The sequence below is a fragment of the Caballeronia sp. SBC1 genome (assembly GCF_011493005.1).
Taxonomy (GTDB): Bacteria; Pseudomonadota; Gammaproteobacteria; order Burkholderiales; family Burkholderiaceae; genus Caballeronia.
Window position 1 is genome coordinate 863371 of record NZ_CP049158.1, and the last position, 23982, is coordinate 887352.

General features: G+C 60.4%; 20 protein-coding genes. 18 read left to right on the forward strand and 2 right to left on the reverse strand.

What is annotated here, in order from left to right:
• The first annotated feature begins 67 nt into the window (after positions 1–67).
• The 18 genes from SBC1_RS30755 to SBC1_RS30845 all read left to right on the forward strand — a co-directional run bounded on the left by SBC1_RS30755 (position 68) and on the right by SBC1_RS30845 (position 22512).
• Positions 68–871, forward strand: a complete 804-nt coding sequence (locus SBC1_RS30755) for an ATP-binding cassette domain-containing protein (protein WP_165103994.1) — start codon at positions 68–70, stop codon at positions 869–871.
• Positions 872–885: 14 nt separating this feature from the next.
• Complete coding sequence (locus tag SBC1_RS30760; RefSeq protein ID WP_206366148.1) at positions 886–2169, forward strand: sugar ABC transporter permease; 1284 nt, start codon at positions 886–888, stop codon at positions 2167–2169.
• 89 nt (positions 2170–2258) lie between these two features.
• A complete protein-coding gene (locus tag SBC1_RS30765) occupies positions 2259–2987 on the forward strand; it encodes an SDR family oxidoreductase (RefSeq protein WP_165103996.1) in 729 nt (242 codons plus the stop codon).
• A 103-nt stretch (positions 2988–3090) separates the two neighbouring features.
• Positions 3091–4743: an FGGY-family carbohydrate kinase gene (locus SBC1_RS30770; protein ID WP_165103998.1), complete on the forward strand. Its 1653-nt coding sequence runs from the start codon at positions 3091–3093 to the stop codon at positions 4741–4743.
• Between the two features lie 785 nt (positions 4744–5528).
• Positions 5529–6572 (forward strand): NAD(P)-dependent alcohol dehydrogenase, encoded by a 1044-nt coding sequence (locus SBC1_RS30775; RefSeq protein ID WP_165104000.1) that lies wholly within the window; start codon positions 5529–5531, stop codon positions 6570–6572.
• A 25-nt stretch (positions 6573–6597) separates the two neighbouring features.
• Positions 6598–6915, forward strand: coding sequence for a hypothetical protein (locus SBC1_RS30780; RefSeq protein WP_165104002.1), 318 nt, complete (start codon positions 6598–6600; stop codon positions 6913–6915).
• On the forward strand, positions 6912–7916 hold the full coding sequence (locus tag SBC1_RS30785) for a GTP-binding protein (protein ID WP_165104004.1): 1005 nt from the start codon (positions 6912–6914) through the stop codon (positions 7914–7916). The genes SBC1_RS30780 and SBC1_RS30785 overlap by 4 nt, the downstream gene beginning before the upstream one ends.
• Entirely contained in the window at positions 7913–9013 is a 1101-nt protein-coding gene (locus tag SBC1_RS30790) for a WD40 repeat domain-containing protein (RefSeq protein WP_370469699.1), read from the forward strand. Before SBC1_RS30785 ends, SBC1_RS30790 begins: the two co-directional genes overlap by 4 nt.
• Positions 9014–9050: 37 nt before the next feature.
• The gene (locus SBC1_RS30795) at positions 9051–9254 is read left to right on the forward strand and encodes a hypothetical protein (protein WP_165104006.1); all 204 of its coding nucleotides are present in this window, start codon (positions 9051–9053) and stop codon (positions 9252–9254) included.
• A gap of 578 nt (positions 9255–9832) precedes the next feature.
• Positions 9833–11503, forward strand: coding sequence for an aromatic/alkene/methane monooxygenase hydroxylase/oxygenase subunit alpha (locus SBC1_RS30800; protein ID WP_165104008.1), 1671 nt, complete (start codon positions 9833–9835; stop codon positions 11501–11503).
• 75 nt (positions 11504–11578) lie between these two features.
• A complete protein-coding gene (locus SBC1_RS30805) occupies positions 11579–12670 on the forward strand; it encodes an FAD-binding oxidoreductase (protein WP_165104903.1) in 1092 nt (363 codons plus the stop codon).
• 71 nt (positions 12671–12741) lie between these two features.
• Positions 12742–13827, forward strand: coding sequence for an aromatic/alkene monooxygenase hydroxylase subunit beta (locus SBC1_RS30810; protein WP_165104010.1), 1086 nt, complete (start codon positions 12742–12744; stop codon positions 13825–13827).
• A 68-nt stretch (positions 13828–13895) separates the two neighbouring features.
• Positions 13896–14249 carry an MmoB/DmpM family protein gene (locus SBC1_RS30815; protein ID WP_165104012.1) on the forward strand — a complete coding sequence of 118 codons (354 nt, stop codon included), beginning with the start codon at positions 13896–13898 and terminating at the stop codon, positions 14247–14249.
• 88 nt (positions 14250–14337) lie between these two features.
• The gene (locus SBC1_RS30820; RefSeq protein WP_165104014.1) at positions 14338–15357 is read left to right on the forward strand and encodes an amidohydrolase family protein; all 1020 of its coding nucleotides are present in this window, start codon (positions 14338–14340) and stop codon (positions 15355–15357) included.
• Positions 15354–16136 (forward strand): metal-sulfur cluster assembly factor, encoded by a 783-nt coding sequence (locus SBC1_RS30825; protein ID WP_165104016.1) that lies wholly within the window; start codon positions 15354–15356, stop codon positions 16134–16136. Before SBC1_RS30820 ends, SBC1_RS30825 begins: the two co-directional genes overlap by 4 nt.
• Before the next feature lie 44 nt (positions 16137–16180).
• Complete coding sequence (locus SBC1_RS30830; RefSeq protein ID WP_165104018.1) at positions 16181–17818, forward strand: molecular chaperone GroEL; 1638 nt, start codon at positions 16181–16183, stop codon at positions 17816–17818.
• Between the two features lie 537 nt (positions 17819–18355).
• Positions 18356–20392: a sigma-54-dependent Fis family transcriptional regulator gene (locus SBC1_RS30835; protein ID WP_165104904.1), complete on the forward strand. Its 2037-nt coding sequence runs from the start codon at positions 18356–18358 to the stop codon at positions 20390–20392.
• Between the two features lie 707 nt (positions 20393–21099).
• Positions 21100–22512: an FAD-binding oxidoreductase gene (locus tag SBC1_RS30845; protein ID WP_165104022.1), complete on the forward strand. Its 1413-nt coding sequence runs from the start codon at positions 21100–21102 to the stop codon at positions 22510–22512.
• A gap of 167 nt (positions 22513–22679) precedes the next feature.
• Here the strand turns inward: SBC1_RS30845 and SBC1_RS30850 are convergent, their stop codons facing one another.
• Together SBC1_RS30850 and SBC1_RS30855 are read right to left on the reverse strand one after the other, a co-directional pair.
• Positions 22680–22916 (reverse strand): 4-oxalocrotonate tautomerase family protein, encoded by a 237-nt coding sequence (locus SBC1_RS30850; RefSeq protein ID WP_165104024.1) that lies wholly within the window; start codon positions 22914–22916, stop codon positions 22680–22682.
• A gap of 59 nt (positions 22917–22975) precedes the next feature.
• Entirely contained in the window at positions 22976–23686 is a 711-nt protein-coding gene (locus SBC1_RS30855; protein ID WP_165104027.1) for an SDR family NAD(P)-dependent oxidoreductase, read from the reverse strand.
• Positions 23687–23982: the final 296 nt, after the last annotated feature.

Here is a 23982-nt window from a genome sequence, read left to right on the forward strand (position 1 = left end):
CCCGGCACGAGCCGGACGGGATCCGGCTCGTGCCGGGTCCCTCTACTCTTAATGAGGTATCCGTCCCATGACTGATGACTCCACAACCCGGTCCACGCGCGGCGAATTGGTGCTGAGCCTGCGCGGCGTCTCGAAGCACTTCGGAGCGGTCTCGGCCCTGACGGACATTGAGCTCGACGTGCATGCGGGCGAGGTGGTCGCCCTGGTAGGCGACAACGGGGCCGGGAAATCGACACTGGTAAAGGTGCTCGCCGGCGTCCACCAACCCAGCACCGGCACGATCACTTTCGGCGGCAAGGAGGTCACTCTGTCCAATCCGGCGGCGGCGCTCGATCTCGGCATCGCCACGGTGTTCCAGGATCTCGCGCTGTGCGAAAACCTCGATGTCGTCGCGAACATCTACCTCGGACGCGAGCTCAATCCACTGCGCCTCGACGAGGTGGCAATGGAGGTGAAGGCGTGGACGCTGCTGAATGAGCTATCGGCCCGCATTCCGAGCGTGCGCGACGTGGTCGCCTCGCTGTCGGGCGGGCAGCGCCAGACCGTGGCGATCGCGCGCTCGCTGCTGCTGGACCCGAAGCTGATCATGCTCGATGAGCCCACGGCGGCGTTGGGGGTAGCCCAGACCGCCGAGGTGCTGAACCTGATCGAGCGGGTGCGTGACCGCGGCCACGCGGTCATCATGATCAGCCACAACATGGAGGACGTGCGCGCCGTGGCCGACCGGATCGTGGTGCTGCGGCTTGGCCGCAACAATGGCGTTTTCTATCCCGACTCCTCGAATCAAGAGCTGGTGGCCGCGATTACCGGCGCCACCGAGAACGCGGTGTCGCGCCGCGCCGGCCGTCGTCAGGCTGAACAGAGCGTCTAGTCAAAGGAACGATCATGAGTAATGAAACGCAAGGCGCTCCGCGGCCTGAAACGCAAGGCAACGCACAGCCGCCCACGCTGCTCGACCGCAGCGATATCCGCGTCAAGCACGCTACGGGAGTAGGCGGCGCCGTGGGTGCCTTCGTCGAACGAGTGCGCTCAGGCGATCTGGGATCCTTACCAGTTATCGCGGGCCTGGTCATTATCTGGACCGTGTTCACGAGCCTGAATCCGGTGTTCCTCTCAGCCAACAACCTGGTGAATTTGCTGTTCGACTGCTCGACGGTCGGCGTGATCTCGCTGGGTATTGTCTGCGTGCTGATGGTGGGGCAGATCGACCTGTCAGTGGGTTCGATGAGCGGTTTCGCTTCGGCCCTCGTAGGCATGCTCTGGGTCAATCATGGCTGGCCAGTGCTGCTGGCCATCGTCGTCGCCATCGGGGTGGGTGCGCTGGTCGGCGCTATCTACGCGCTGCTGCTCAACCGGCTCGGCATGCCGAGTTTCGTCGCGACGCTGGCAGGGCTGCTCGCGATCCTCGGGATGCAGTTATACGTCCTTGGCGCCACCGGGTCGATCAACCTGCCCTATGACTCGGCGCTGGTGAACCTCGGGCAACTCATCATCATCCCCGCTGTTGTTTCGTACCTCCTCGCGCTGGCGCCGGGCGCCGTGATGATGCTGCTCGGGTTGCGTACCCGCGAACGCCGCCGCGCGTCCAATCTCTCTGCGCCCTCGGTGGGCAGCCTGCTCGTGCGCAGCGTGGCCCTTACCGTATTGTTGGAGGTCGTGGTTGTCTACCTTAACCAGGGGCGAGGCGTGCCGCTGATGTTCGGTGTCTTCCTCGGCCTCGCGGTGGCAATGGACTATGCGCTCAAGAGGACGCGATGGGGTCGGTCAATGAACGCAGTCGGCGGCAATCACGAAGCGGCGAGACGGGCGGGTATCAATGTCGGCGCCATCTACACCAGCGCCTTTGTGCTGTGCGCGAGTTTCGCCGCGCTCGGCGGCGTGCTGACTGCGGCGCGGCTCGCCTCGGCCAGCCAGCAGGCCGGCAGCGGCGACGTGAACCTGAACGCCATTGCAGCGGCGGTGATCGGCGGTACCAGCCTCTTTGGCGGGCGCGGCAGCGCGTATTCGGCGGTGCTGGGCATCATCGTGATCCAGTCGATCGCAAGCGGCCTCACCCTGCTGAACCTGTCGTCGTCACTGCGCTTCATGATCACCGGCGCGGTGCTCGCGATCGCGGTGATCGTCGACTCGCTCGCGCGGCAGTCCCGCGTCTCGCATGGCCGCGCGTAATTCCAGAAACCCGGCAACTATTGCATGGGACCAGAGTAAGCGCTAACTCTGGTCGACACGCTAACTCTGGTCGACAAGGAGAGCAGTAAATGACTGACATGATGAAAGGAAAGGTTGCCGCCATCACGGGCGCGGCATCCGGTATCGGCCTGGAGTGCGCGCGCACGCTGATCGCGGAAGGCGCGAAGGTCGTTCTGATCGACCGGGCAAAGGACCGGCTCACGCAACTCTGCGCGGAACTAGGGTCGAACGCATTTCCGCTCGTCGTGGATCTGCTGCAGCCGTCAGAGGTTTCCGCGATGCTGCCGAAAATCCTCGATCTCGGCGGCGGCCTCGACATCTTCCATGCCAACGCCGGCGCCTACGTTGGCGGCGACGTGCTGGACGGAAATCCGGACGAGTGGGATCGCATGTTGAACCTCAACATCAACGCCGCATTCCGATCGGTCCACGCCGTGCTGCCGCACATGGTCGCGCAGAAATCGGGCGACATTATCTTCACGAGTTCGATCGCGGGCATCGTCCCGGTCGTGTGGGAGCCGATCTACACCGCCTCCAAGTTCGCGGTCCAGGCGTTCGTTCACACTATCCGTCGCCAGCTCTCCAAGCATGGCGTGCGGGTGGGGGCGGTGGCCCCGGGCCCGGTCGTCACTGCATTGCTCGACGACTGGCCGAAGGCGAAGATGGATGAGGCGCTGGCCTCGGGTAGTCTGATGCAACCCAAGGAGGTCGCCGACGCGGTGCTCTTCATGTTGACGCGGCCCCGCAACGTGACTATCCGCGATATCGTTATCCTTCCAAACAGCGTTGATCTCTGAAACGCGTGACAGGGGCGAGCCCGGGTTGTGCCCGATGCAGCTCGCCGTCTCCCTGGAACGCCTCCCATAACAGGCAATTGAGCAGGCATTGAGCAGGCGAGTTATGACCTCAAAAAACCCGACCTCCGGGGCAACAGACAGCATGCAAGATGTACGCGATATACGTTATGTCGTCGGCGTGGACGTGGGCACGGGCAGTGCCCGGGCCGGCATCTTTAACCTTGCCGGCCGCATGATGGCCTCGGCCAAACGCGACATTACCCTGTTCCATGCCAGCGGCTCCATCGTCGAGCAATCGAGCGGCGAGATCTGGAACGCGGTCTGCGATTCCGTGAAGGACGCGCTGTCGCAGGCTGCAGTGTCGCCCGATCAGGTCGCCGGCATCGGGTTCGACGCCACCTGCTCGCTCGTCGTGCTGGGTGAGGGCGGTCAGCCCTTGCCTGTGGGTCCATCCGAGCAAGCCGAACGCGACATCATTGTCTGGATGGATCACCGCGCCGTGGCGCAGGCGGAGCGCATCAACACGACGGGGCACGAGGTGCTGAAATTTGTCGGCGGCAAGATCTCGCCTGAAATGGAAACGCCGAAGCTGCTATGGCTCCTCGAGAACAGGCCGGGCGTCTTCGCGGCGGCATGGCAATTCTTCGATCTGACCGACTTCCTGACCTGGCGCGCGACCGGGGATCTGTCCCGATCCACCTGCACGGTCACCTGCAAATGGACCTACCTGGCGCACGAACGGCGTTGGGACGAGAGTTACTTTCGGAGCGTCGGCCTTGGCGTGCTGGCGGACGAGGCCTTTGCCCGCATCGGTCAGACTGTCGTCGACCCGGGAACGCCGTTGGGGAGCGGGCTAACAGCGACTGCGGCCGCGGAGCTCGGCCTGCGAGCCGGAACGCCGGTTGCGACAGGCGTGATCGATGCCCATGCCGGCGGAATTGGCACGGTGGGCGCCGATGGTGAACCCGAATCCAATCTCGCCTACGTCTTCGGCACCTCATCGTGCACGATGACCACGACCCGGAGTCCTGTCTTCGTACCCGGCGTGTGGGGGCCTTATTTTTCGGCGATGGTGCCAGATGCATGGCTCAACGAGGGCGGCCAATCGGTGGCGGGCGCCGCGATCGAACAACTGCTTTCGATGCACTCCGCTACGCCCGACGCCCGACAACAAGCGGAGCGAGCGGGCCAATCCTTGCCGGTGATGCTCGCCGCTCTGGCTGAGCAGGCGGCGGACAGTTTGTCGGGGGCCGTGTTGTTGGCCAAGGGCTTGCATGTCGTTCCGGAGTTCCTGGGAAACCGTGCTCCGCTGGCCGACCCCCACGCACGCGCCGTGATTGCGGGCCTCGGAATGGAGAGCGACCTCGACAGTCTGGTCGCCCTCTACATTGCCGGCATTTGCAGTATCGGTTACGGCCTTCGCCAGATCATCGAAGCGCAGACCCTGGCCGGCGCTCCCATCGAGCGGGTGGTGATCAGTGGCGGCGCGGGGCGGCTTGATCTCGTCCGGCAACTGCTCGCCGACGCGACGGGAAAGCCTGTGCTCGCCACACAGGCGGAAGAGCCCGTCCTGCTAGGTGCCGCGATGCTGGGCGGGGTAGCCGGCGGCTTGTTCGACGACGTGCGCTCGGCGATGACCAGGATGTCGCACATCAGCAAGACCTACGAGCCGGACGCAGGCGATATCGCGGCACTGCACGAGGCGCGGTTTCGCGCATTCAAGCAGTTGCAGAACGTGGCCAGAGAAATCCGCTAGTTCCGCGACGGAGACCCACGACGGCGGTGAGAACCTCGGCAGCAAGTACACGGTTGGCATCGGCGGTCGCGAGGGTAGGTTCGCGTCCGCGCACGTCAATGGGTCGATCAAATTAGCGACCGTGTTGTCGCGTTGAGGCAGCCCGCTTCCGGGTTGTTGTTCACGCAAGCGGGCACGGTCGCTTGCTGCTCGGTTGCTATGAACAGGACTACGATACAAACGGAAATTGGCGATAAGCGCTTGACGATAGTTCGCAAGCAATTCGCCCCATCAAATTGTCCCGAACATAAGCATCTGTTCCGTCAGTTCGAGGTGACCACTTCGAGCCCCGCAGGCCGTGCGAGAGACTGCTCTCGGTTGGTCAACCGCGCACCGATTGCAACCAGCCGATTTTCTGTAGGGTGTCACGTCGGAGCGTCGTTCGGGGCGACCAAGCTAAGGCCGTCCGCGAGGATGCCAATAACGCTAATGATTAGACACTGACAAACTCGCACGCTGCATATGTCTCATTTCGCTACAGGTTCCGTAGCCGCCGTTCGATCAAGCGTCCGATTCTGCGACAGTGGGTCGAATTCCCAAAGCTGACCAGAAAGCCTGTCCATCCATCTGATTCCTTTTGTCTGTCAGGCGCCAAGGCCCTGCTTCGAGGGAGTGCGCATTATCGGCATGGAGATTGCATAAGCCAAAGCGATAAATCGCGTTGGAAGAACCGGCGAGCCTGCCTGCAACATCCAGGGCCGGCAAGTTCCCATGCAAGCCGTGAGGCGGTGACAAGGAGACGAAACGTGAAAGCTGCAGTGCTGCATGAGTACGATGAATCATTGAGCCGCGACGAGTTCGTGCGTTACGAAGAGGTCGCTGATCCGAAGATCGGGCGGCCCACCGACGTGATCGTGCGTATTGGAGGCGCCGGTGTTTGCCGCACCGACCTGCACGTTGTCGAAGGCATTTGGCGCAGCAAGGTCGACGTGGCCTTGCCCTACATCATGGGCCACGAAAACGCCGGCTGGGTCGAGGCCGTGGGCTCTGCCGTGGAGAGCGTCAAGGTGGGCGACGCTGTGATCTGCCATCCGCTCGTGACAAGCGGTTACTGCCTGGCGTGCCGGCGCGGTGACGACATGCATGCGACCGACAGCAGTTTCCCTGGCATCAATGCCAATGGCGGTTATGCGGAATATCTCCTGACGGGTGAGCGTTCGCTGATCAAGCTGCCTCAGTCGCTGGCGCCCAAGGACGTCGCGCCTTATACCGATGCAGGATTGACCGCCTACCGCGCTGCCAAGAAGGCATCTCGTCACTTGCTACCCGGCCAGTTCGCCGTCGTGATCGGCGCAGGCGGCCTGGGGCACATCGGCATCCAGGTATTGAAGGCCCTTTGCGCCGCGGAAATCATCGTGGTCGACCGCTCGGAAACCGCGTTGCAACTGGCCAAGGAATGCGGTGCGGACCATACGGTCAAGGGCGGCAGCGACGAAGTGCAAAGCGTGCTCGAGTTGACTAGCGGCAATGGCGCGGAGGCCGTCATCGATTTTGTCGGTGAAGGTGACGCGGTCGCCCAAGGCCTCGCGATGACGCGCAACGCCGGGTTCTATTACATCGTCGGATATGGCGGGAAGATCGAGTTGCCGACCATCGACATGATCACCAGCGAGAAAACCATTGTCGGCAATCTGGTCGGCACCTATCCCGAGCTGGTCGAGTTGATGGCGTTGGCCGATCGTGGACTCGTTCATCTGGCGACGAAGGAATACCGTTTGAGCGACGCGAACCAGGCGCTCAAGGACCTGCATCACGGCAAGGTCAGGGGCCGCGCGGTCCTGATTCCATAGCGATAAAACCGACAAGGAGGGCGCCGTGGCGCCGCAGCAAGATTCAATGCCGATTCCCGACCGCGTGCGCCTGGTCATTGCACTGACCGAGGTAAATTCCCGCTATTTGCGCGGCGAAAATCGCTGCGCCGGCGCCGAGATCGAGTTGGCATGCGCGCTGGCGTGCGAGAAGCGCGAAGGCACCACGCCCGACAGGGCACGGGACATTGTGCAATTGCGGGCGCGGCTGGACGCATCAGAAATCGAGTTACTGGCTATTGAAGCCGAGCGTGACTGGCTTGAGAACGAGCTGGCGAATTTCGACACGGCAGAGTCCAGCAAGAAACCCGGAGAGTGGCAATGAATCGAATTCCGGTCACTGTTCTTACCGGCTTTCTCGGCGCTGGCAAAACTACGCTGCTCAATCGCATACTGAGCGAGCAGCACGGCCGGCGTTATGCGGTGATCGTCAACGAATACGGCGAACTCGGCATTGACGGGGGCCTAGTGGTGGGCGCTGAAGATGAGGTGATCGAGCTGAATAACGGCTGCGTGTGCTGCAAGGTGCGCGGCGACCTGATCCGCGTGGTGTCGGGGCTCATCAAACGCAAGGGCGGCTTCGACGGAATCCTGATCGAGATGTCGGGATTGGCAGACCCCGCGCCGGTGGTGCAGACATTCTTTGTCGACGATGTCATTCGTCAGCGCACGCGGCTCGACAGCGTGATCTGCGTGGCCGACGCGCGGCACCTGCAAGCACGTCTGGTCGACAGCCGTGAGGCCGCGGAGCAACTGGCGCAGGCAGATATCGTACTGCTGAACAAGATGGATATTGTCGATGCAACCGGTCTGGTTTCCGTCGAGACATCCATTCGAAACATCAATCCGACTGCGGCGTTGCTGCACAGTGTTCGCTGCGCAGTGCCGCTTGCTTCGCTGCTTGATCGAGGCGCATTCGATCTCAAGCGTCTTCATCTTGCCAACTCGCCAGAGGATGCAGACGAGCTGCCCCGTGATGAACGGCCCTTCCGTCATATATCCGTCGGTCTCGGGCGTCACAGCCATGGCATAGATTGCGTGTCGCTGTGTGTCGATAAACCACTGGAGCGCAGCCGTTTCCTTTCATGGCTGCAACAACTCGTGGTCGAGCAAGGTCAGGATCTGTTGAGAGCCAAAGGGATCGTTGACATGGCGGGATCGGACCGCCGCTTCGTGTTCCAGGGGGTGCATATGACCATGGATACGGATTTCGACCGGCCGTGGCGGGTGGACGAAGTACGCGATAGCAGGCTGGTGTTTATCGGCCGCAATCTCGATCGGCGTGGGTTGCGGGAAAGTATTGGGCACTGCCAGACTGACTCATGAATGCGATGAATGCGCCACCGCCGCTGATCGAGTTGCTCGGAGCCCGTTGGGTGACGGAGGCGCCCGTTGTCGCGCTTGCGTGGGACGTTTCCGGACTCCATACGGGATTTGCGCTGGGCGACGGTACGGTGGCGCTCGCAACTGGTGAGTGGCCTGGTGGCCCGGCGCTCAAGCCTCGGCAGAGTGGGGGAGTCGAGTTCGTGCAGGCGCGGGAACCCCCGGCGCCAGTGGCGCGCTTCAGCGTGCATGACGGCACCTGCCTCGCGCTTGCTGCCGATCCTGAAGGAGGTTTTCTCAGTGGTGGGGACGACGGCCGGCTGATCCACCTGAAGGCGGATGGTACGAGCGAGGTCCTCGTCGATCTCGACGGTGAGTGGATCGATCTCGTGGCCACCAGTCCGGCCGGTCGGGCCTATGCAACCGGCCGCAGGGTTCACTGGCTGGGAGCGAAGCCAGCCAGTCTCGCGTTAACGGGTTCGGCAACCGCTCTTGCTTTCAATGCTACCGGCGATCAGTTGGCGATCGCTCATCACGGTGGAGTCACGCTATGGCCGGTTCACACCCATGTTCCCCGTCTGCTTGCATGGCCCGGCTATCACCGCAGCGTTATTTGGAGTCCTGACGGCCGCTATCTAGTGAGCGGCATGGAAGAGAACGCTCTGCACGGGTGGCGTTTGCCGGACGGCGGCGATATCGAGATGGGCGGTTATCCCGGGCAACCCCGGTCGCTATCGTTTTCGGCCGATGGGCGGGTGCTGGTCACGAGTGGCGGTCCGCCAGCGGTTTGCTGGCGATTCGACCCGCCCGGCGGCGACGACCAGCCGCGAGAATGCGGTGTTGCGAGCAAGACTCCGGTCACTCAGGTTGAGTGTCATCCTACGCATCCATTGATTGCCGTTGGTTACCAGAATGGCACCGTACTGCTGTGCCAGCCGGGCGGCAATGATGTTCTATTCGTCAAAGGCGCTGACCGCAGTCCTGTCAGTGCCATCGCCTGGTCTCCCGATGGCGGACGGCTGGCAATGGGTACAGAGGCCGGTGAGATTGGCCTCGTGTCCTTGCCGGAGACGCTGTTTCATTTCGGAAGCCCGCGATGAAGGAACGGACAACATCCATTACATAAAGGAGACAACCATGACTAACGAACATCTCTCAAAGGACCAGTTCTTCGAGCAACTGGGAGCGATTGGCGACGAAATGATCGCGGCTTACGGGCGGGACTTCGCGATGGGCGCCCTCGTCCTCGCCGCGCGTTTCATCGCCGAGGGGAAGTCTCGTGGCGAGAATCCCCAGAGCGTGATTTACACGGGCGAGCGGCATGGAGGTCTCGGGCTGTAAGCGGTCCTGTATCGAGGCTCAGGGTTAGTCAATCAGATGTCGGATGCGACTAATACCGGGTTTTCTATTTTCCCGCCAATAATTCGGTATCCTTATTTATATGAAGAATATGGATACCGCTGCATCGTCGCTAAATTCTCTGCAGAGCGGCGACGCACGGCAACCAGCAGCGTCCCAATATCGGACAGATCCAGTCAATGCGAATGTCGCATAACAAAACAGAATTCGGTGCCGGCGTCTTGCGGAAATGACGCTACGTACCGCACAGCCTTATGAGATGGGATACGAACCTAGTTGGCACGCTTATCGCTGTATGAGTACAGGTCGAGACCCAAGTGTCGATGATCCGAATTGCAAAAAAACGACAGGAGGCATGGATGGCGAAGACCGGAACGGGACACCCGGCTGTTGAACATTCCCGCGCCACTTTTTGTTCGCGACCGTGACCACCGGCCTGTGTTGTTGATTGTTGACTCTGGCCGTGGCATCACCCGGCCCTGCCCGTAGCGCCGCCGTACGAAGTTGAAATGCGGCGGTGAAATACGACGGTGACTTGTGAAATGAAAAAGGAGAGCTCAATGTCTGATGGATTAACCCTCAACAAGATCACGTCCCAGCGCGGGATCAGCATTGGTGAAGCGGCACGCCGCGTCGCCGATCTCGGCTGGACGCCCAGTTACGTTCAGGAGGCGATGACCTTCCCGACGGACTACAAGATCAGCAAGGCGCCGCGCGACCCGATGAAACAGGTGCTGCGCTCCTATTTTCCGATGCAGGAGGAAAAGGATAATCGCGTCTACGGCGCGCTCGATGCCGCGCTGCGCGGCGATATGTTCCGCAACGTCCAGCCGCGTTGGGTGGAATGGATGAAGCTGTTCCTGGCGATCATTCCGTTCCCGGAAATCTCAGCGGCACGGTCGATGGCTATGCTCGGACGCCTTGCGCCCGGCGAAGAACTGCGCACAGGTTTCACCATGCAGATGGTTGACGAGTTCCGGCACTCGACCATCCAGATGAATCTCAAGAAGTGGTACATGGAGAACTATATTGACCCGGCCGGCTTCGATATAACGGAGGCGGCATTCGGCAAGTGCTACGCGACCACGATCGGCCGTCAGTTTGCCGAGGGGTTCCTCACTGGCGACGCCGTCACCGCGGCGAACGTGTTCTTGCAAGTGGTCGCAGAGACGGCGTTCACCAACACGCTGTTTGTCGCCATGCCATCGGAAGCCGCGCGCAACGGCGATTACGCGTTGCCGACGGTGTTCCTCTCGGTGCAGTCTGACGAAAGCCGGCATATTGGCAACGGCCATTCGCTCGTGATGTCGGTCATTAATGATCCGGATAACCATCTTTTGCTGGAGCGCGATCTTCGCTACGCCTTCTGGCAAAACCACGCGATTGTTGATGCGGCGATTGGCACGTTCATAGAATACGGCACCACCGACCGGGACAAGAACAAGGAATCGTACGCCGAGTTGTGGCACCGGTGGATCTATGAGGATTACTACCGTACTTACATGTTGCCGCTGGAGAAGTACGGCATCAAGATTCACCACGATGACGTTGCGGCGGCGTGGGATCGCCTGGTCAAGAAGAATTACGTCCACAAGGTCGCACAGTTCTTCTCCGTGGGCTGGCCCGTCAACTTCTGGCGTATCGAGGCGCAGACTGAAAAGGACTTCGAGTGGTTCGAGCACAAGTACCCGGGCTGGTACGCTGAATTCGGCGACTACTGGAAGTGGTACGCGAAGAAGAGCGTGCCGGGCGAGACGAACATGCTGTTCGACCAGGAGAACGGCTACGTGTACCCGCACCGCTGCTGGAGTTGCCTGGTGCCGTGCCTGATCCGGGAAGACTTCGTAGTCGACGAAGTTGACGGGCAGTTATACACCTATTGCTCGGAGCTGTGCCGCTGGACTCACAAGGTAGCGTTCGCCTCGGAATACGAAGGGCGGCCGACGCCTGCCATGGGGCGCTTCAGCGGACGCCGCGAGTGGGAAGAGTGTTACCACGGCTGGGATCTGGCCGATTGCATCAAGGATCTCGGTTTTGTGCGCAGCGACGGCAAGACCCTGGTGCCGCAACCGCATCTTCGGTTTGACGACAAGAACATGTGGACGCTCGACCATGTTCGCGGTCACATCATCCAGAGCCCGATCGTTCTGCTGCGGGGGATGACGCCGGAGCAGCGCGAGAAGCATATCGCGGAATATAAAGCCGGTTTCAAGATTAATCCGGTTAGCTGAAGAAGCGATGTCGCCCGGGAGTGGTTGAGTGTATGACTCCGCTCCCGGACGAATCAGGAGAGCACGATGAGTGGGATGAACGATACGCAATGGAAGAGGGATGCCATGCCGGAAACAGTCGACTACCAGACGGTTCATATAGTGCGATTCGAGCCTGTCGGCGTCGAGATGGAGGTTGCGGAGGGGGAGACCGTGCTCGATGCCGCGTTCCGCCAGGGCATCTCGGTGATGCACGGATGCAAGGAAGGACAGTGCAGCAGTTGCAAGTCCCTGTTGATCGAAGGCGACGTGGAGTTGAAGAAGTATTCAACCTTCGCGCTGCCCGACTATGAGCGTGAGACGAATCACATCTTGCTGTGCCGGACGCTCGCCTTCAGTGACCTGACGGTGGAACTGCTGAACTACGACGAAGACCTGATGCGCCGCTCCATCGCAGTGAAGGAATTCGGAGCGACGCTGACGAAAATAACCGCTCTCACTCACGACATCAGGTTGCTCGAAGTGGAACTGGACCAACCGCTGCGGTTTTGGGCCGGCCAGTATGTTGACCTGACCATTCCGGGGATGGACATCACGCGGTCGTTCTCCATGGCGAGCGTACCGAGCGAGCCAGGCGGCCAGACGAGTCTTGCGTTCATCATCAAGAAATACCCCAATGGGGCCTTCTCTTCTCAACTCGACGACGGCCTCAAGCCGGGTGACCGGTTGGTGGCGAAAGGACCATATGGCACGTGCTTCCGTCGGGAAGAACAACCGGGGCCAATGGTGCTGGTGGGCGGCGGCTCGGGCATGTCTCCCCTGTGGTCGATCCTCAACGATCTCGTCCAGAGCGGCGAGCAAAGGCCGGTGCGTTTCTTCTATGGCGCCCGTACCCGCCGCGACTTGTTCTACCTCGACGACTTCGCTGAACTCGCTGCGATACTGCCCGACTTCCGCTTTATCCCGGCGCTTTCGCACGCTGAAGCAGGCGATGACTGGACCGGCGAGACCGGCTTCATTCACGAGGTGCTCGGACGGGCTTTGCGCGAGGAAGCGCTTCCCGGTGAGATCGATGCTTATACGTGTGGTCCAACACCGATGATCGACGCGGTGATGCCCGTGCTGCAAATGGCTGGCGTTTCGCCCGAGCGGCTTTACTTCGACAAATTTACCCAGGCTGTCCGATAGTCCGATAACCGGCTTCGCGGCTGCGCTGCAGCCCCGAAGTTCCGATAACTGAAAGACGAAGGAGGATCGACATGAGCACCACGATAGAGCAACCGGCACCGCTTGCATCAGGCGCGGCGGGTGCGGCCCAGTTCGCTGGCTGGGACAGCCGCAAGTACAACTACTACGAGCCCAAGGGGCGCAAGGCAACCCACTACGAGGACATGACGGTCGACGTTCAGCCGGACCCGAAGCGCTACTTGCTGCAGGACTGGATCATCTCGTTCGCCGATGGCACGCCGACCTATTCCGAAACATGGACCGCTGCCAAATGCACGGACTGGCACAAGTTCCGCGCGGTCGATGAGGAATGGGAGCGCACTCATTACCAGCGCCAGTCCACGATCATCGGCATGATCAGCGGCGCTATTGGCAATGCCCGGCGCTCGGGTGCGGTGAAGCGGTTCGACAAGACGTGGCTCAAGGTTCTGGAGCAGCATCTTGGCGCATACAAGCATGCAGAGTTTGGCCTGGGTACCGCGACCATGCACGCGCAGCGCTATGGCGTGACGCAGATGATCAACAGCGCCATCTTGACGAACGCATCGTACAAGCTGCGTTTCGCTCAGGACCTGACGTTGTACTTGGGAGAGATCGCACTGGACGCGCCGAATCTCGACCTCGACGCCGGCAAGTCTCACTGGCTGAACGACCCGATCTGGCAGGAAACGCGCCGGGCAGTGGAGGCTATCGGCGGCGCGACCGACTTCCTCGAAAAGTACTTCGCGGTGAACGTGGTCTTCGAGCCGCTGGTGGCCGACCTGTTTCGCAGCGGTTTCATCATGCAGATGGCCGCGTCGCAAAACGACTTCCTGACGCCCACGGTGGTTTCCGCAGCCGAGGGTGACTATGAGCGCAATCTGGCCAACGCGGTGGAGTTGTTTCACATGCTTGCCAACGACCCGAAGCATGGAGACGCCAACCGAAAATTGTTTGGCGAATGGCTGGAAAAGCACGGCGCCCTGGCATCCGAGGCCGCTAAGCACCTGCAGCCGATCTGGTCGATTCCGCATGTCAAGGTGGTGCAGTTCAATGACTGCCAGAACAGTTCCATAGAGCGTGCCGAGATGATTGCCCGAGAGATCGGCATTCATTTTCCACTAACGATCCGGGCCTGAACCATAGTCTGAACCATCCTTTGTCAATCAATTTAGTAATACGACCTAACCGGGAAGAGGAGTACACGATGTCAGTGCATACCGACAACATCTTCAAGTCGATGAAGGACGTTCGTTTCGAGCAGACCATTTCTCATCAGTGCGGCGTCACCATGAACGATAGTGTCGAGGCACGCGCCATTGCGGAGTTGATGGCGCATAAACCCGGCATCACGGTGACCTACCTGCCCGCGATGATTCGTATAGACGGGCAGGGCAAGATCGAGTTCAGGATGAGCGAGATCAGCGAATCGCTTGGTCGCGAAATGACTCCGCATCTGTTCGAGATTTCCACCTCGACCCATTACGGGCGGATGGTGATGATAGACGACGACACCGTCGTGCTGTTCGGCAATATGGACGACGCCATGGCTTACGAGTGACGAACCGGTCCTTGCCGTACCGCACTTCGCGACTGGCTTTGGATGAAATTAAGCCGGTCGCTTTTCGCACAACCACGGAGACAATGTCATGTATCGAACCACGGACGGTGAAGAGATCTTTATTATCGACGGGCACGTCCATCTTTGGGACGGCAGCAAGGCCAACTTGAAGAATGTGCATGGCCAGCAGTTCATCGATTGCTTCTATGCCTATCATTCGAACCTGAGCCCCAAGGAGTATTTGTGGCCCAAGGAGAAGTTCGACAAATATGGCGAAGAAGCCATGTACGAGGACCTGTTCGTCAAAGGTTACGACGACATGGCAATCTGTCAGCCGACGTATCTGACGGACTTCTACAAGAACGGCTTCAACACGACCGAGGCGAATTATGTGTTGAAGGGGAAATACCCGCATCGGTTTATCGTCAACGGCGCGTTCGACCCCCGCGACGGCGAGGCCGGGCTCGACCGCCTGGACGAGTTGTCCGAGCGTTACAAGATCCAGGGCGTCAAGCTATATACCGCCGAATGGCGCGGTGACAGCAAGGGTTACAAGCTATCGGACCCGGGCGTACAGAGATACTTCGAGCGCTGTGAAAAACTGGGCATCAGGAACATCCATGTCCACAAGGGACCAACAATTCTGCCGCTGAACCGCGACGCTTTCGATGTTGCCGACGTCGACGATGCAGCGACGAGCTTTCAGAACCTGAACTTCATCGTCGAGCACTGCGGCTTGCCGCGCCTGGACGACTTCTGCTGGATCGCGACCCAGGAAACCAACGTATATGGCGGCCTCGCGGTCGTGCTGCCGTTCATTCATACGCGCCCGGAGTATTTCGCTCATGTGATTTCGGAACTGCTTTTCTGGATCGGCGAAGACAAGATCCTGTACGGCAGCGACTACGGTATCTGGTCGCCGAAGTGGCTGATCGAGAAGTTCATGGCGTTCGAACTCCCTGAATCCGTCAGCAAGGAGACTGGCGTTCAACTGTCGCTGACAGCGAAGAAGAAAATCCTCGGGCTCAACGCGGCGCGGTTGTATGGGATCGATATAGATGCGCAGAAGAAGCTGCTGGCTGACACGCGCCAGACGGCCACGGCATGACCATCATGCAAGCCGAAGCTACCGTTGAGCGGACCGAGGAGGTTTGGGCGCGGCTCCAGTCCGTGATCGACCCCGAACTCGACGAGTCGGTGACGGAGTTGGGTTTCGTCACTGGCGTGGAGGTCCATGCCGGCGGAGAGGTTCGTATCGATTTCCGCTTGCCGACCTACTGGTGCGCCGCCAATTTCGCGTTCCTGATGGCCGACGACATGCGTATTGCGGTCGCGGCCTTGCCGTGGGTCAGGAAGGTCACGGTGGGTCTCGGCGAGCACATGTATGCCGACGAGATCAATCGCGGTGTCGCGGCCGGGCTGTCGTTCCAGGCTACTTTTGGCAGCGAAGCCAGCGGCGAACTGGAGGAAGTTCGCCGGACCTTCATGGTCAAGGCATTTCAGCGAAGGCAGGAAGCGCTCCTGACGTATCTGCTAGATCACGGGCATGAGTCAGGAACGCTGCTGCGGCTAACCGTGGCGGAACTCGCCACGCTGTCTTCCGATTCCGCGGGCCGTCGCCTGATCGTTCGCTATCTGGAACGACGCATGGTCGTCCAGTCGTATGCTGACGAACTGGCCTTCGTCGACCAGGATGGCGCATTGCTCGATGCCGGCCAGATCCATGCTTACCTGCGGGCCTTGCGACGGGTTGGCGTCAACGCGGAATTCAACAGTGCGCTATGCCGCGGTTTGCTGGCCACCCGATACGGAGCTGAATGCGCGCCCCAAGTCGAGGTCAAGCCGGTGCATTTCGTTCGTTCTATCGGCATGGCCAGATCAACTTAAAATTATTCGTCATACGAATTAATCATAAAAGGAGACACGCAATCATGCCGAACATCATGTTGCACGACGATGAGGCTCGCATGGCGCTCGGCCGCGGAGTGGCCAAGCTCGCCAAGGCGGTACGCGGCACGCTTGGACCCCGTGGGATGAATGCGATCATCGACCGGCCGATCGGCACGCCGATCATCTCTCGCGACGGCGTGAGTATTGCCAACGAGATCGAACTGGAAGACGTGTTCGAAAACATTGGCGCGCAGGTCGTCAGGGAGGTATCGAAGCAGACCAATGAAGTGGCCGGCGACGGTACCACGACGGCGACCGTCCTGGCCGATGCACTGGTGCAAGACGGCCTTGCCTGTCTCGCGGAAGGGGCTAACCCGGTCGAACTGGTCCAGGGCCTTGAGGTCGCTGTCACCGAGGTGATCGCGGCGCTCAAGCGCACAGCAACTCCGCTGCGCGGCAGCAAAGAGGTGCGTGCCGTTGCCATAGTGGCCGCCAACGACGAGGTCACGGGCGCAATGGTGGCCGAAGCGCTCGAGCGGGTCGGCCCCGACGGCATTGTCGACGTTGAATATGGAACGACGGTTGAAACGCGTCTGGAGGTAGTTGACGGCATGGCGTTCGATCGTGGCTACCTGTCTCATCACATGGTCACGGACCTCGAAAGAATGCAGGTGGTGCTCGATAACCCGCTCATTCTGATGACCGATCAGCGGCTGCAGTCGGTGGAAGAGGTGGCCGCCATCCAGGCGCTCATAGCGAAAAGCAAACGCCCGCTGCTGATCATTGCGGAAGAGGTTGCGCCGGCGTGTGTGGTGAGCTTGCTCGCCTGGCGAGACAACGGCGGCGTTCCCGTGGCGGCCATCCATCCACCCGAATACGGGCATTGGCGCAAGGCGATGCTCGAGGATATCGCCATCGTCACGGGAGGCCGGGTGATCGCCCGCGACCTCGGTGGAAAACTCGAGACCACGGAGCTGCGAGATCTTGGCAGCGCCCGGCAAGTACGGATTTCGGCCAACCAGACCATCATTACAGCCGGTGGCGGCGATCCGGTCGGCATCGTTGCGCGTCGCCAGCAGGTCGCACGCCAGTACGAGATGGCGCCCGAGAATGTTGAACGGGACAAGTTCCAGGTGCGCCTCGCCAAGCTGTCCGGTGGCACGGCGATGATCCTGGCCGGCGGGGCCACACCGGTCGAACAGAAACGCAGGCTTCATTTGATTGAGGATGCGATCAACGCGGCGCGAGCGGCGATTGCCGAGGGCGTCGTGCCAGGAGGAGGAATGGCATTGCTGCGCGTGTCCTCCGAACTGGAAGGGATCGTTTCACGGACCCAGGGGAGTGTCCAGCAGGGCGCGAGACTGCTGCAGCGGGCACTGATGAAACCGCTGTTTCACATCGCGACAAACTGCGGCCTGAACGGCGAGGCGATTGTGGCTGAGGCGGTGCGATCCAGACCGGGCATGGGACTCGACGCGCGCACCGGTGCCTTCGTGAACCTGATAGAGGCGGGCATCATCGATCCGGTGAAGGTCAGCTACAGCGCGGTGCGCAATGCCGCATCGGTTGCAGGATTGATCCTGACCACCCAGACCCTGATCGCCAAGAAACCGGAGACGGTTGATCCTACAGCCGGTCCTGCGCTTGGCGGGGGCGCTGAACTGTTCGGCCGGAAATAATCGGACTGCAACCGAACCGGTCGCCATGCGGAGTCCGGTTGCAAAATATAAATAATACGTGATCCGAACGAAATGACAGAGTTTCATTGTCGGCGGGCGGCAAACATGCATTGCCGGCTTCCCCGCTTGGTGAGCCTTACAACGCATCAAGCCTGCTTTACGTGAACGCTTGGCGCGGTTGCCCGCGCTTTGTAATAGCGGGCTATTACGTCGATAACCGCTGAGTCATTTTCTCCAGGAATTGCGCTGCAAGGGCTTGGACTGTGTCCGCTATGTGTCATGTAAAAGAATAGTTGGTCGGGTTGGCCGGACCGTGTTTTCCCGAGCGGACCTGATCAAAAGCTAGGCATATACTAGTCAGTGGTGTTGCTGCCAGCTTACAGAATTCAATAGCGAGAAGCGCCAGCTGCAATGCCAGAAAAGCGAGTCGCGACGAAGCCTGCCTTAGAGGGGTTTCGCGTTGACCAATCGCATCGGAGGAGACTTGTGGCGAGACATCAAATTGAGAGCGCATCAAGTCCTGGCGATCAGGCAGTGATGCATGGCCTGATGGCCCAGGCGCAGCAAGCCGACGTCCTCCACTCCGACCGCGACACCATGCGCGCATGGGAGCGTTTCCTGGCGGGCGAGTCGGCGGTCGCGGTTCCCTCTGCTCTCATTGCATCCTGGCAACGTAGCCTGGAGTCCGGCGTCAATCCTTCTGCAAGCCTTGCCCCGTTCGCTGTACATGGGGACGCTATCGAGGCTTTGCGTTGGCGTCATCGGGAGTTGCTTGCGGCTTCCGATCGTCTTTTTGCCGCGACTGCGGATCTCTTCGCTGATTCACATTCCATGCTGCTTCTGACCAATCAGGATGGTGTGATTCTCAAGGCGGCAGGGGATCTGCGCACGTTGACGGCCGGCGAGAAGATTCACCTGACGACCGGCGGCGACTGGCGTGAAGCAATGGCGGGCACCAACGGCATCGGCACCGCGCTCGCCACCGGCGAGCCGACGTACATTCATGCTTCAGAGCATTTCTGCGAAGGGATCAAGTCATGGAGTTGCGCGGCGGCGCCGATTTGCGAACCCGGAACTGGCGCGATCATAGGTGTACTCGATATTTCGGGGCCTCCTTCGACTTATCAGATCAATAACCTGACATTGGCGATTACGGCGGCCCGCCAGATAGAAATGGTGCTCGCCGAGCAGTCCGCCCGTCAGCATATGCGTCTTTTGGCCTTTTGCTTGCAGCGGCTCTCATCGTCTGACGCAGCGGGGATGATCGCCATCGACCGGCGAGGCCGACTCGTCCATACGACGGGCAGGGTGCCGCTTCCCGTCGGCATAGGAGAGCGGTTCCCCGGTATGAACGAGAACTCCGCCGTGGAGGACTGGGCTCGGCACCTGCCGCAAGGATTGCGCGCCGAATGGTTCAGCCCGGTCGTGGTGGAAGGCAGCACGATCGGTGCAATGCTCGTCGTTCCCGCGATCCGGTCGCGGTCCTCGGGCAAGCGGACTGCCGAGCGCATCAATGCGTTTGGGAACGGAGCGCGTGGTGAGGGTGGTAGCGAAGCTCGCAATGAAGCGGGTAACGAGGCTGGTAGTGAAGCCGACCCGCAACGCAACTGTTTCGCCCAGATACTCGGGCAGAGCGCTGTCATGCTCGCCGCCGTTAATCGAGGTCGCCAGCTTGCCCGCCGACGTGTACCGGTCTTGATCGAGGGCGAGACGGGAGTCGGCAAGGAACTGTTCGCGCGCGCAATACACGGAGAAGAACGTGGGGGCGGAGCTTTCGTCGCCTACAACTGCGGGGCGGCGTCGAGGGAACTGATCGGCAGCGAGTTATTTGGCCACGTGCACGGCGCATTTACCGGAGCGACTGCAGAGGGCCGACCCGGCCGGTTCGAACTGGCGCACGGCGGAACCCTCTGTCTCGATGAGATCGGCGAACTGCCGCTCGAACTACAACCTGTCCTATTGCGCGCGCTTGAGGAGGGCGTTGTCTATCGGTTAGGAGACACGCAGCCACGGCACGTCGATGTGCGCTTGTTGGCAATGACCAATCGTAATCTGCATGACGAAGTAAAATCCGGTCGATTCCGCGGCGATCTGTATTACCGCATTAGCGTCACCCGCATACGAATCCCGCCGCTGCGCGAGCGGGACATCGACATTGATCTCCTGGTCGAACATTTCAACCGGCGACTTGCCCTTCGCCACGCGGTTCCGTTGAGGCGGCTGAACCCCGAAGTCATGGCCGTGCTGCGGGCTTATTCGTGGCCGGGCAACGTCAGGGAGATGCGCAACATCATCGAAAACTTACTGTTGACGTCGCGGGAAGAGGAGGTAGGACTCGACGAATTGCCTGCGGAACTGCTCGCCGAAACGGCAACCGTCACCGCGACGGAACCGGCACTGCTTCAGTCGACCAGCCTGGAAGAAACGGAGCGCGCGGCCATTGCCCGCGCGGTGTATGGCGCTCATGGCAATCTCGCCCAGGCTGCCCGTTCGCTTGGCGTTTCGCGCAGCACGTTGTATAGAAAGCTGGAGATCTATCAACTGGAAGGCACTGTCAAACCGGCTATGGAATGAAGGCTCCGGCTTCGCGGCTTGTTAGTGATGCCAGGCGCGCCCCACCGATCGATGGGTGGGGCCGACCGCGTTGAATGGATGTTCAGGTCACAGAAGTCGTATGCGGCACGATAACAGCGCCTTGCGGACCTCCACCGCCTGGCCCTCCGCCTGGGCCACCGTGTCCGGGACCTCCCCAACCGCCTCGGCCCGGCGGCGGTCCCCACCAGCAACCGCCAAGTAACGATGTCGCTGTCGCGAGAGCTGCCATAGCTGCAATCTTTTTCATATTTCCCCTTAGTTTCCGGTGAGCTGCACTCATTCATGCACTTGTCCACGCACTCGACATGTCGCATGAACGGCATGACTGTCCCGAACTTATCAGCTTCGACCAAAGCCACTTGCTACAGCGAGTAACCAAACGATAACGACGGTTCCCTCTGCAAAACCGGTCCGCACGCTTGCCACAGACGGCGGGCAACGAGGCATGGACTTTTACATGACGCATCGCGCACCCGGCGTGCTAACCGGGCGATACAAAATGCAATATGGGGTAAGCCCTTGACGGAGGTTCGTAAGCAACTTCGCCGTCGGGATGGTAGGGTGATTCGCCTGCGCTGAAATCGACGGTGTAGTGACGGTGTAGTGTTAGTTGGCGGACATATCATTGGGTGATCGGATACAGAGTGCGACGGCGCGATTGAAGCCGTGCATCGAGGGAGACAGACATGGCTGTAAGTGCAGCACCAAACGAAGCACCAAACGAAGCAGTCAGTGCGTTGCGAGAAGCGCTCAGCGCGCAGGTTGTAGCGCTGCCGGATGAGTTTGGCGATCGCCGTGTCAAGGACTGGAGTGGACTACCGAGCGCGGTGCCGCTGGCGCTCATCAGGCCGCGCGACACCAGCGAGGTCGCGGCTGCGCTCGGGATTTGCGCTCGCTATGCCCAACCGGTCGTCACCCAAGGCGGCCTGACAGGGCTCGTGGGCGGCGCCAATCTGCGTGGCGGCGAGGTGGCGCTAAGCCTTGATCGCATGAACCAGATTGTGGAGATCGACACTGTGTCGGCCACCATGACGGTTCAGGCCGGCACGCCGCTGCAGGTGGTTCAGGAAGCGGCCAGCGCAGCGGGTTTCTATTTCCCGCTTGACCTGGGTGCGCGCGGCAGTTGTTCTATTGGCGGCAATCTCGCCACCAACGCGGGTGGAAATCGGGTCATCAAGTACGGCATGATGCGCGATCAGGTGCTGGGCATCGAGGCCGTGCTGGCGAGCGGTGCGATCGTAGGTGGCCTGAACAAGATGATCAAGGACAACAGCGGCTACGATCTGCGCAACTTGCTGATTGGCAGTGAAGGCACGCTCGCGGTCATCACCCGCGCGGTGCTGCGTCTGCGTCCGAAGCCCACGGCAACGGCTACCGCATGGTGTGGCTTGCCCAGCTTCGACGCCGTCACCACGCTGCTGCGGCGCGCTCAGGCAGGGCTGGCTCCAGGCGTGTCGGCATTCGAGGTCATGTGGGCGGGTTATCACGATACCGTGCTCGCCAACCTGGACACCCTGCGTGCTCCGCTTGGTTCGCTGCATCCGTTCTATGTGTTGCTGGAAAGTGTGGGTACCGATCCCGTCCGGCACGGCGACGCGTTCGAAGAGTTTTTGGGCGCGATGCTGGACGAGGGTGTAGTGACCGACGCGGCGCTAGCTTCGAACGAGGCGCATGCACAGGCGTTCTGGGCGATCCGCGATGCACCCGGCGAATATCAACGGTTCATTCCGAATCACGCGGCTTACGACGTCAGCTTTTCTATCGCGCAAGTGGGCGACGCCGCGTCACGCTGCGAGGCGCAACTGCGCGCCCGATGGCCCGATGCCACGATCATGATCTACGGCCATCTTGGCGATGGAAATATCCACATCGTAGTGGACGTGCCCGGGCTGCCGAAGCACGATCACGATGCAATTGACCAGGTTATCTACGACGTGACGCGAGACTTCCGCGGGTCCATTTCCGCGGAGCATGGGATCGGCGTCAAGAAGAAACACTTCCTGCACCTGACGCGTTCGGAGGCGGATGTAGCGTCGATGCGCGCGATTAAACAAGCGCTGGATCCGGCGTGCATTTTGAACCCCGGCAAGATTTTCTAGGGTGTGGTTTTACTCGCAGCGTAAAACCATCGAGCGGCACTGCGGGGCGATTTGAATCCGCGAGCGCCCGCGGCACGACAAGCGCGCGGCTCACCAGATTGTCGACAGATGCGCGCGGTGCGGTGCAAAGCATGATCAATCTGAACGCAAAACGCACTGCCCAACATTCACGTCGATTTCGCTCGTCGCTGCTTGCGGAATTCGTCAACCGGTAATCCACCCCAACCCCAGTTCTCGGTGTCGACCTCTTCTATAACGACAAACGTCGCATCAAGTGGCTTGTTCAATACGTCGAGTAGTACCTGGCTCACGCCCTTGATAAGCTGCGCCTTCTCCTCGGCTGTGACCGAGTCGTTCCCAGGCTTGGTCCCTTCGCGGGTAACTTGAATAGTGACAATAGGCATCTCGCTCTCTCCTCCAGTACTCAACTAAAGGGGCGCCGACTGTCGGCGCCCGGAAATGCTTAGTGACCAGCGCTCTGGCCGCCGTCGACATGCAGGATCTCGCCTGTCACGAAAGGCGCCGAATCCAGATACAGGATGGCATTCACGATATCGCTCATCTCGCCCATATGACCCATAGGATGAAGCGCCCCGAGCGCCGCGTGGGTTTCAGGCGCGTGCATCGGCGATTTGATGATACCCGGCGCAACGGCGTTCGCGCGAATACCGCTCTTTGCGTACTCGATCGCGAGGGATCTCGTGGCCGCATTCAGACCACCCTTCGTCAGCGATGCCAGCACCGATGGCACACCGCTGATGGCATGCTCGACCAGGGTGGTCGAGAGGCTGACCACGTGGCCGCTCGAATTCTTCTCCATTTCGGCAATCGCAAGCTGCGTGATATAGAAGAACCCCGAGAGGTTCACGCTTGTAATCGCTGCGTAGTCTTCTGCGGTGTACTGGGTAAAAGGTTTAGCGATAAAAATGCCAGCGTTGTTGACCAGCGTGTCGATGCGGCCGAAGCGTGCCACGCCTTCGCTAATCACGCGATGGGCCGTATCAGGATCGCCGATATCACCCGCCACCGTCAGAACGTTCGCGTCATCCGACGGCTTGATGCTTCGTGCTGTTGCGACAACGCGGTAGTCGCGTTCCCGGAAAGCCTTGACCAGTTCTGCGCCAATGCCTTGGGACGCACCAGTGACGACTACAACCTTTTGTGAAGTGCTCATGGTAGACCTCTAAATAAGTGGATTCAGCTCTACTGGCCGTCCGGGCCGACGGCATCCGGAAGTGCTGAACGCAGTCTAGGCGCGTGGACGTCGAGTTCGAATACCCTCCATGGACAAACAGTCTTGCGTGGCGAGAACAAATCAGGCGTGCAGCCGGCAATTGGAATGTCGCGTCAGGACTGTGATGGTGACGATAAGGCAGGCAAGAATGCTCAAATTAGGGCACCATTTCATGATCAATGGGCCACATCTTTATCGTTCCAAACAGGGAACCGTCGCGCCGAAAAGAGTAGAAA

Coding starts and splice junctions, on each gene's coding strand:
- SBC1_RS30765 (WP_165103996.1), top strand. CDS start 2,259: ATGACTGACATGATGAAAGGAAAGGTTGCCGCCATCACGGGCGCGGCA.
- SBC1_RS30800 (WP_165104008.1), top strand. CDS start 9,833: ATGTCTGATGGATTAACCCTCAACAAGATCACGTCCCAGCGCGGGATC.
- SBC1_RS30855 (WP_165104027.1), bottom strand. CDS start 23,686: ATGAGCACTTCACAAAAGGTTGTAGTCGTCACTGGTGCGTCCCAAGGC.
- SBC1_RS30755 (WP_165103994.1), top strand. CDS start 68: ATGACTGATGACTCCACAACCCGGTCCACGCGCGGCGAATTGGTGCTG.
- SBC1_RS30830 (WP_165104018.1), top strand. CDS start 16,181: ATGCCGAACATCATGTTGCACGACGATGAGGCTCGCATGGCGCTCGGC.
- SBC1_RS30810 (WP_165104010.1), top strand. CDS start 12,742: ATGAGCACCACGATAGAGCAACCGGCACCGCTTGCATCAGGCGCGGCG.
- SBC1_RS30820 (WP_165104014.1), top strand. CDS start 14,338: ATGTATCGAACCACGGACGGTGAAGAGATCTTTATTATCGACGGGCAC.
- SBC1_RS30770 (WP_165103998.1), top strand. CDS start 3,091: ATGACCTCAAAAAACCCGACCTCCGGGGCAACAGACAGCATGCAAGAT.
- SBC1_RS30845 (WP_165104022.1), top strand. CDS start 21,100: ATGGCTGTAAGTGCAGCACCAAACGAAGCACCAAACGAAGCAGTCAGT.
- SBC1_RS30785 (WP_165104004.1), top strand. CDS start 6,912: ATGAATCGAATTCCGGTCACTGTTCTTACCGGCTTTCTCGGCGCTGGC.
- SBC1_RS30815 (WP_165104012.1), top strand. CDS start 13,896: ATGTCAGTGCATACCGACAACATCTTCAAGTCGATGAAGGACGTTCGT.
- SBC1_RS30790 (WP_370469699.1), top strand. CDS start 7,913: ATGAATGCGATGAATGCGCCACCGCCGCTGATCGAGTTGCTCGGAGCC.
- SBC1_RS30850 (WP_165104024.1), bottom strand. CDS start 22,916: ATGCCTATTGTCACTATTCAAGTTACCCGCGAAGGGACCAAGCCTGGG.
- SBC1_RS30805 (WP_165104903.1), top strand. CDS start 11,579: ATGAACGATACGCAATGGAAGAGGGATGCCATGCCGGAAACAGTCGAC.
- SBC1_RS30835 (WP_165104904.1), top strand. CDS start 18,356: ATGCATGGCCTGATGGCCCAGGCGCAGCAAGCCGACGTCCTCCACTCC.
- SBC1_RS30795 (WP_165104006.1), top strand. CDS start 9,051: ATGACTAACGAACATCTCTCAAAGGACCAGTTCTTCGAGCAACTGGGA.
- SBC1_RS30825 (WP_165104016.1), top strand. CDS start 15,354: ATGACCATCATGCAAGCCGAAGCTACCGTTGAGCGGACCGAGGAGGTT.
- SBC1_RS30760 (WP_206366148.1), top strand. CDS start 886: ATGAGTAATGAAACGCAAGGCGCTCCGCGGCCTGAAACGCAAGGCAAC.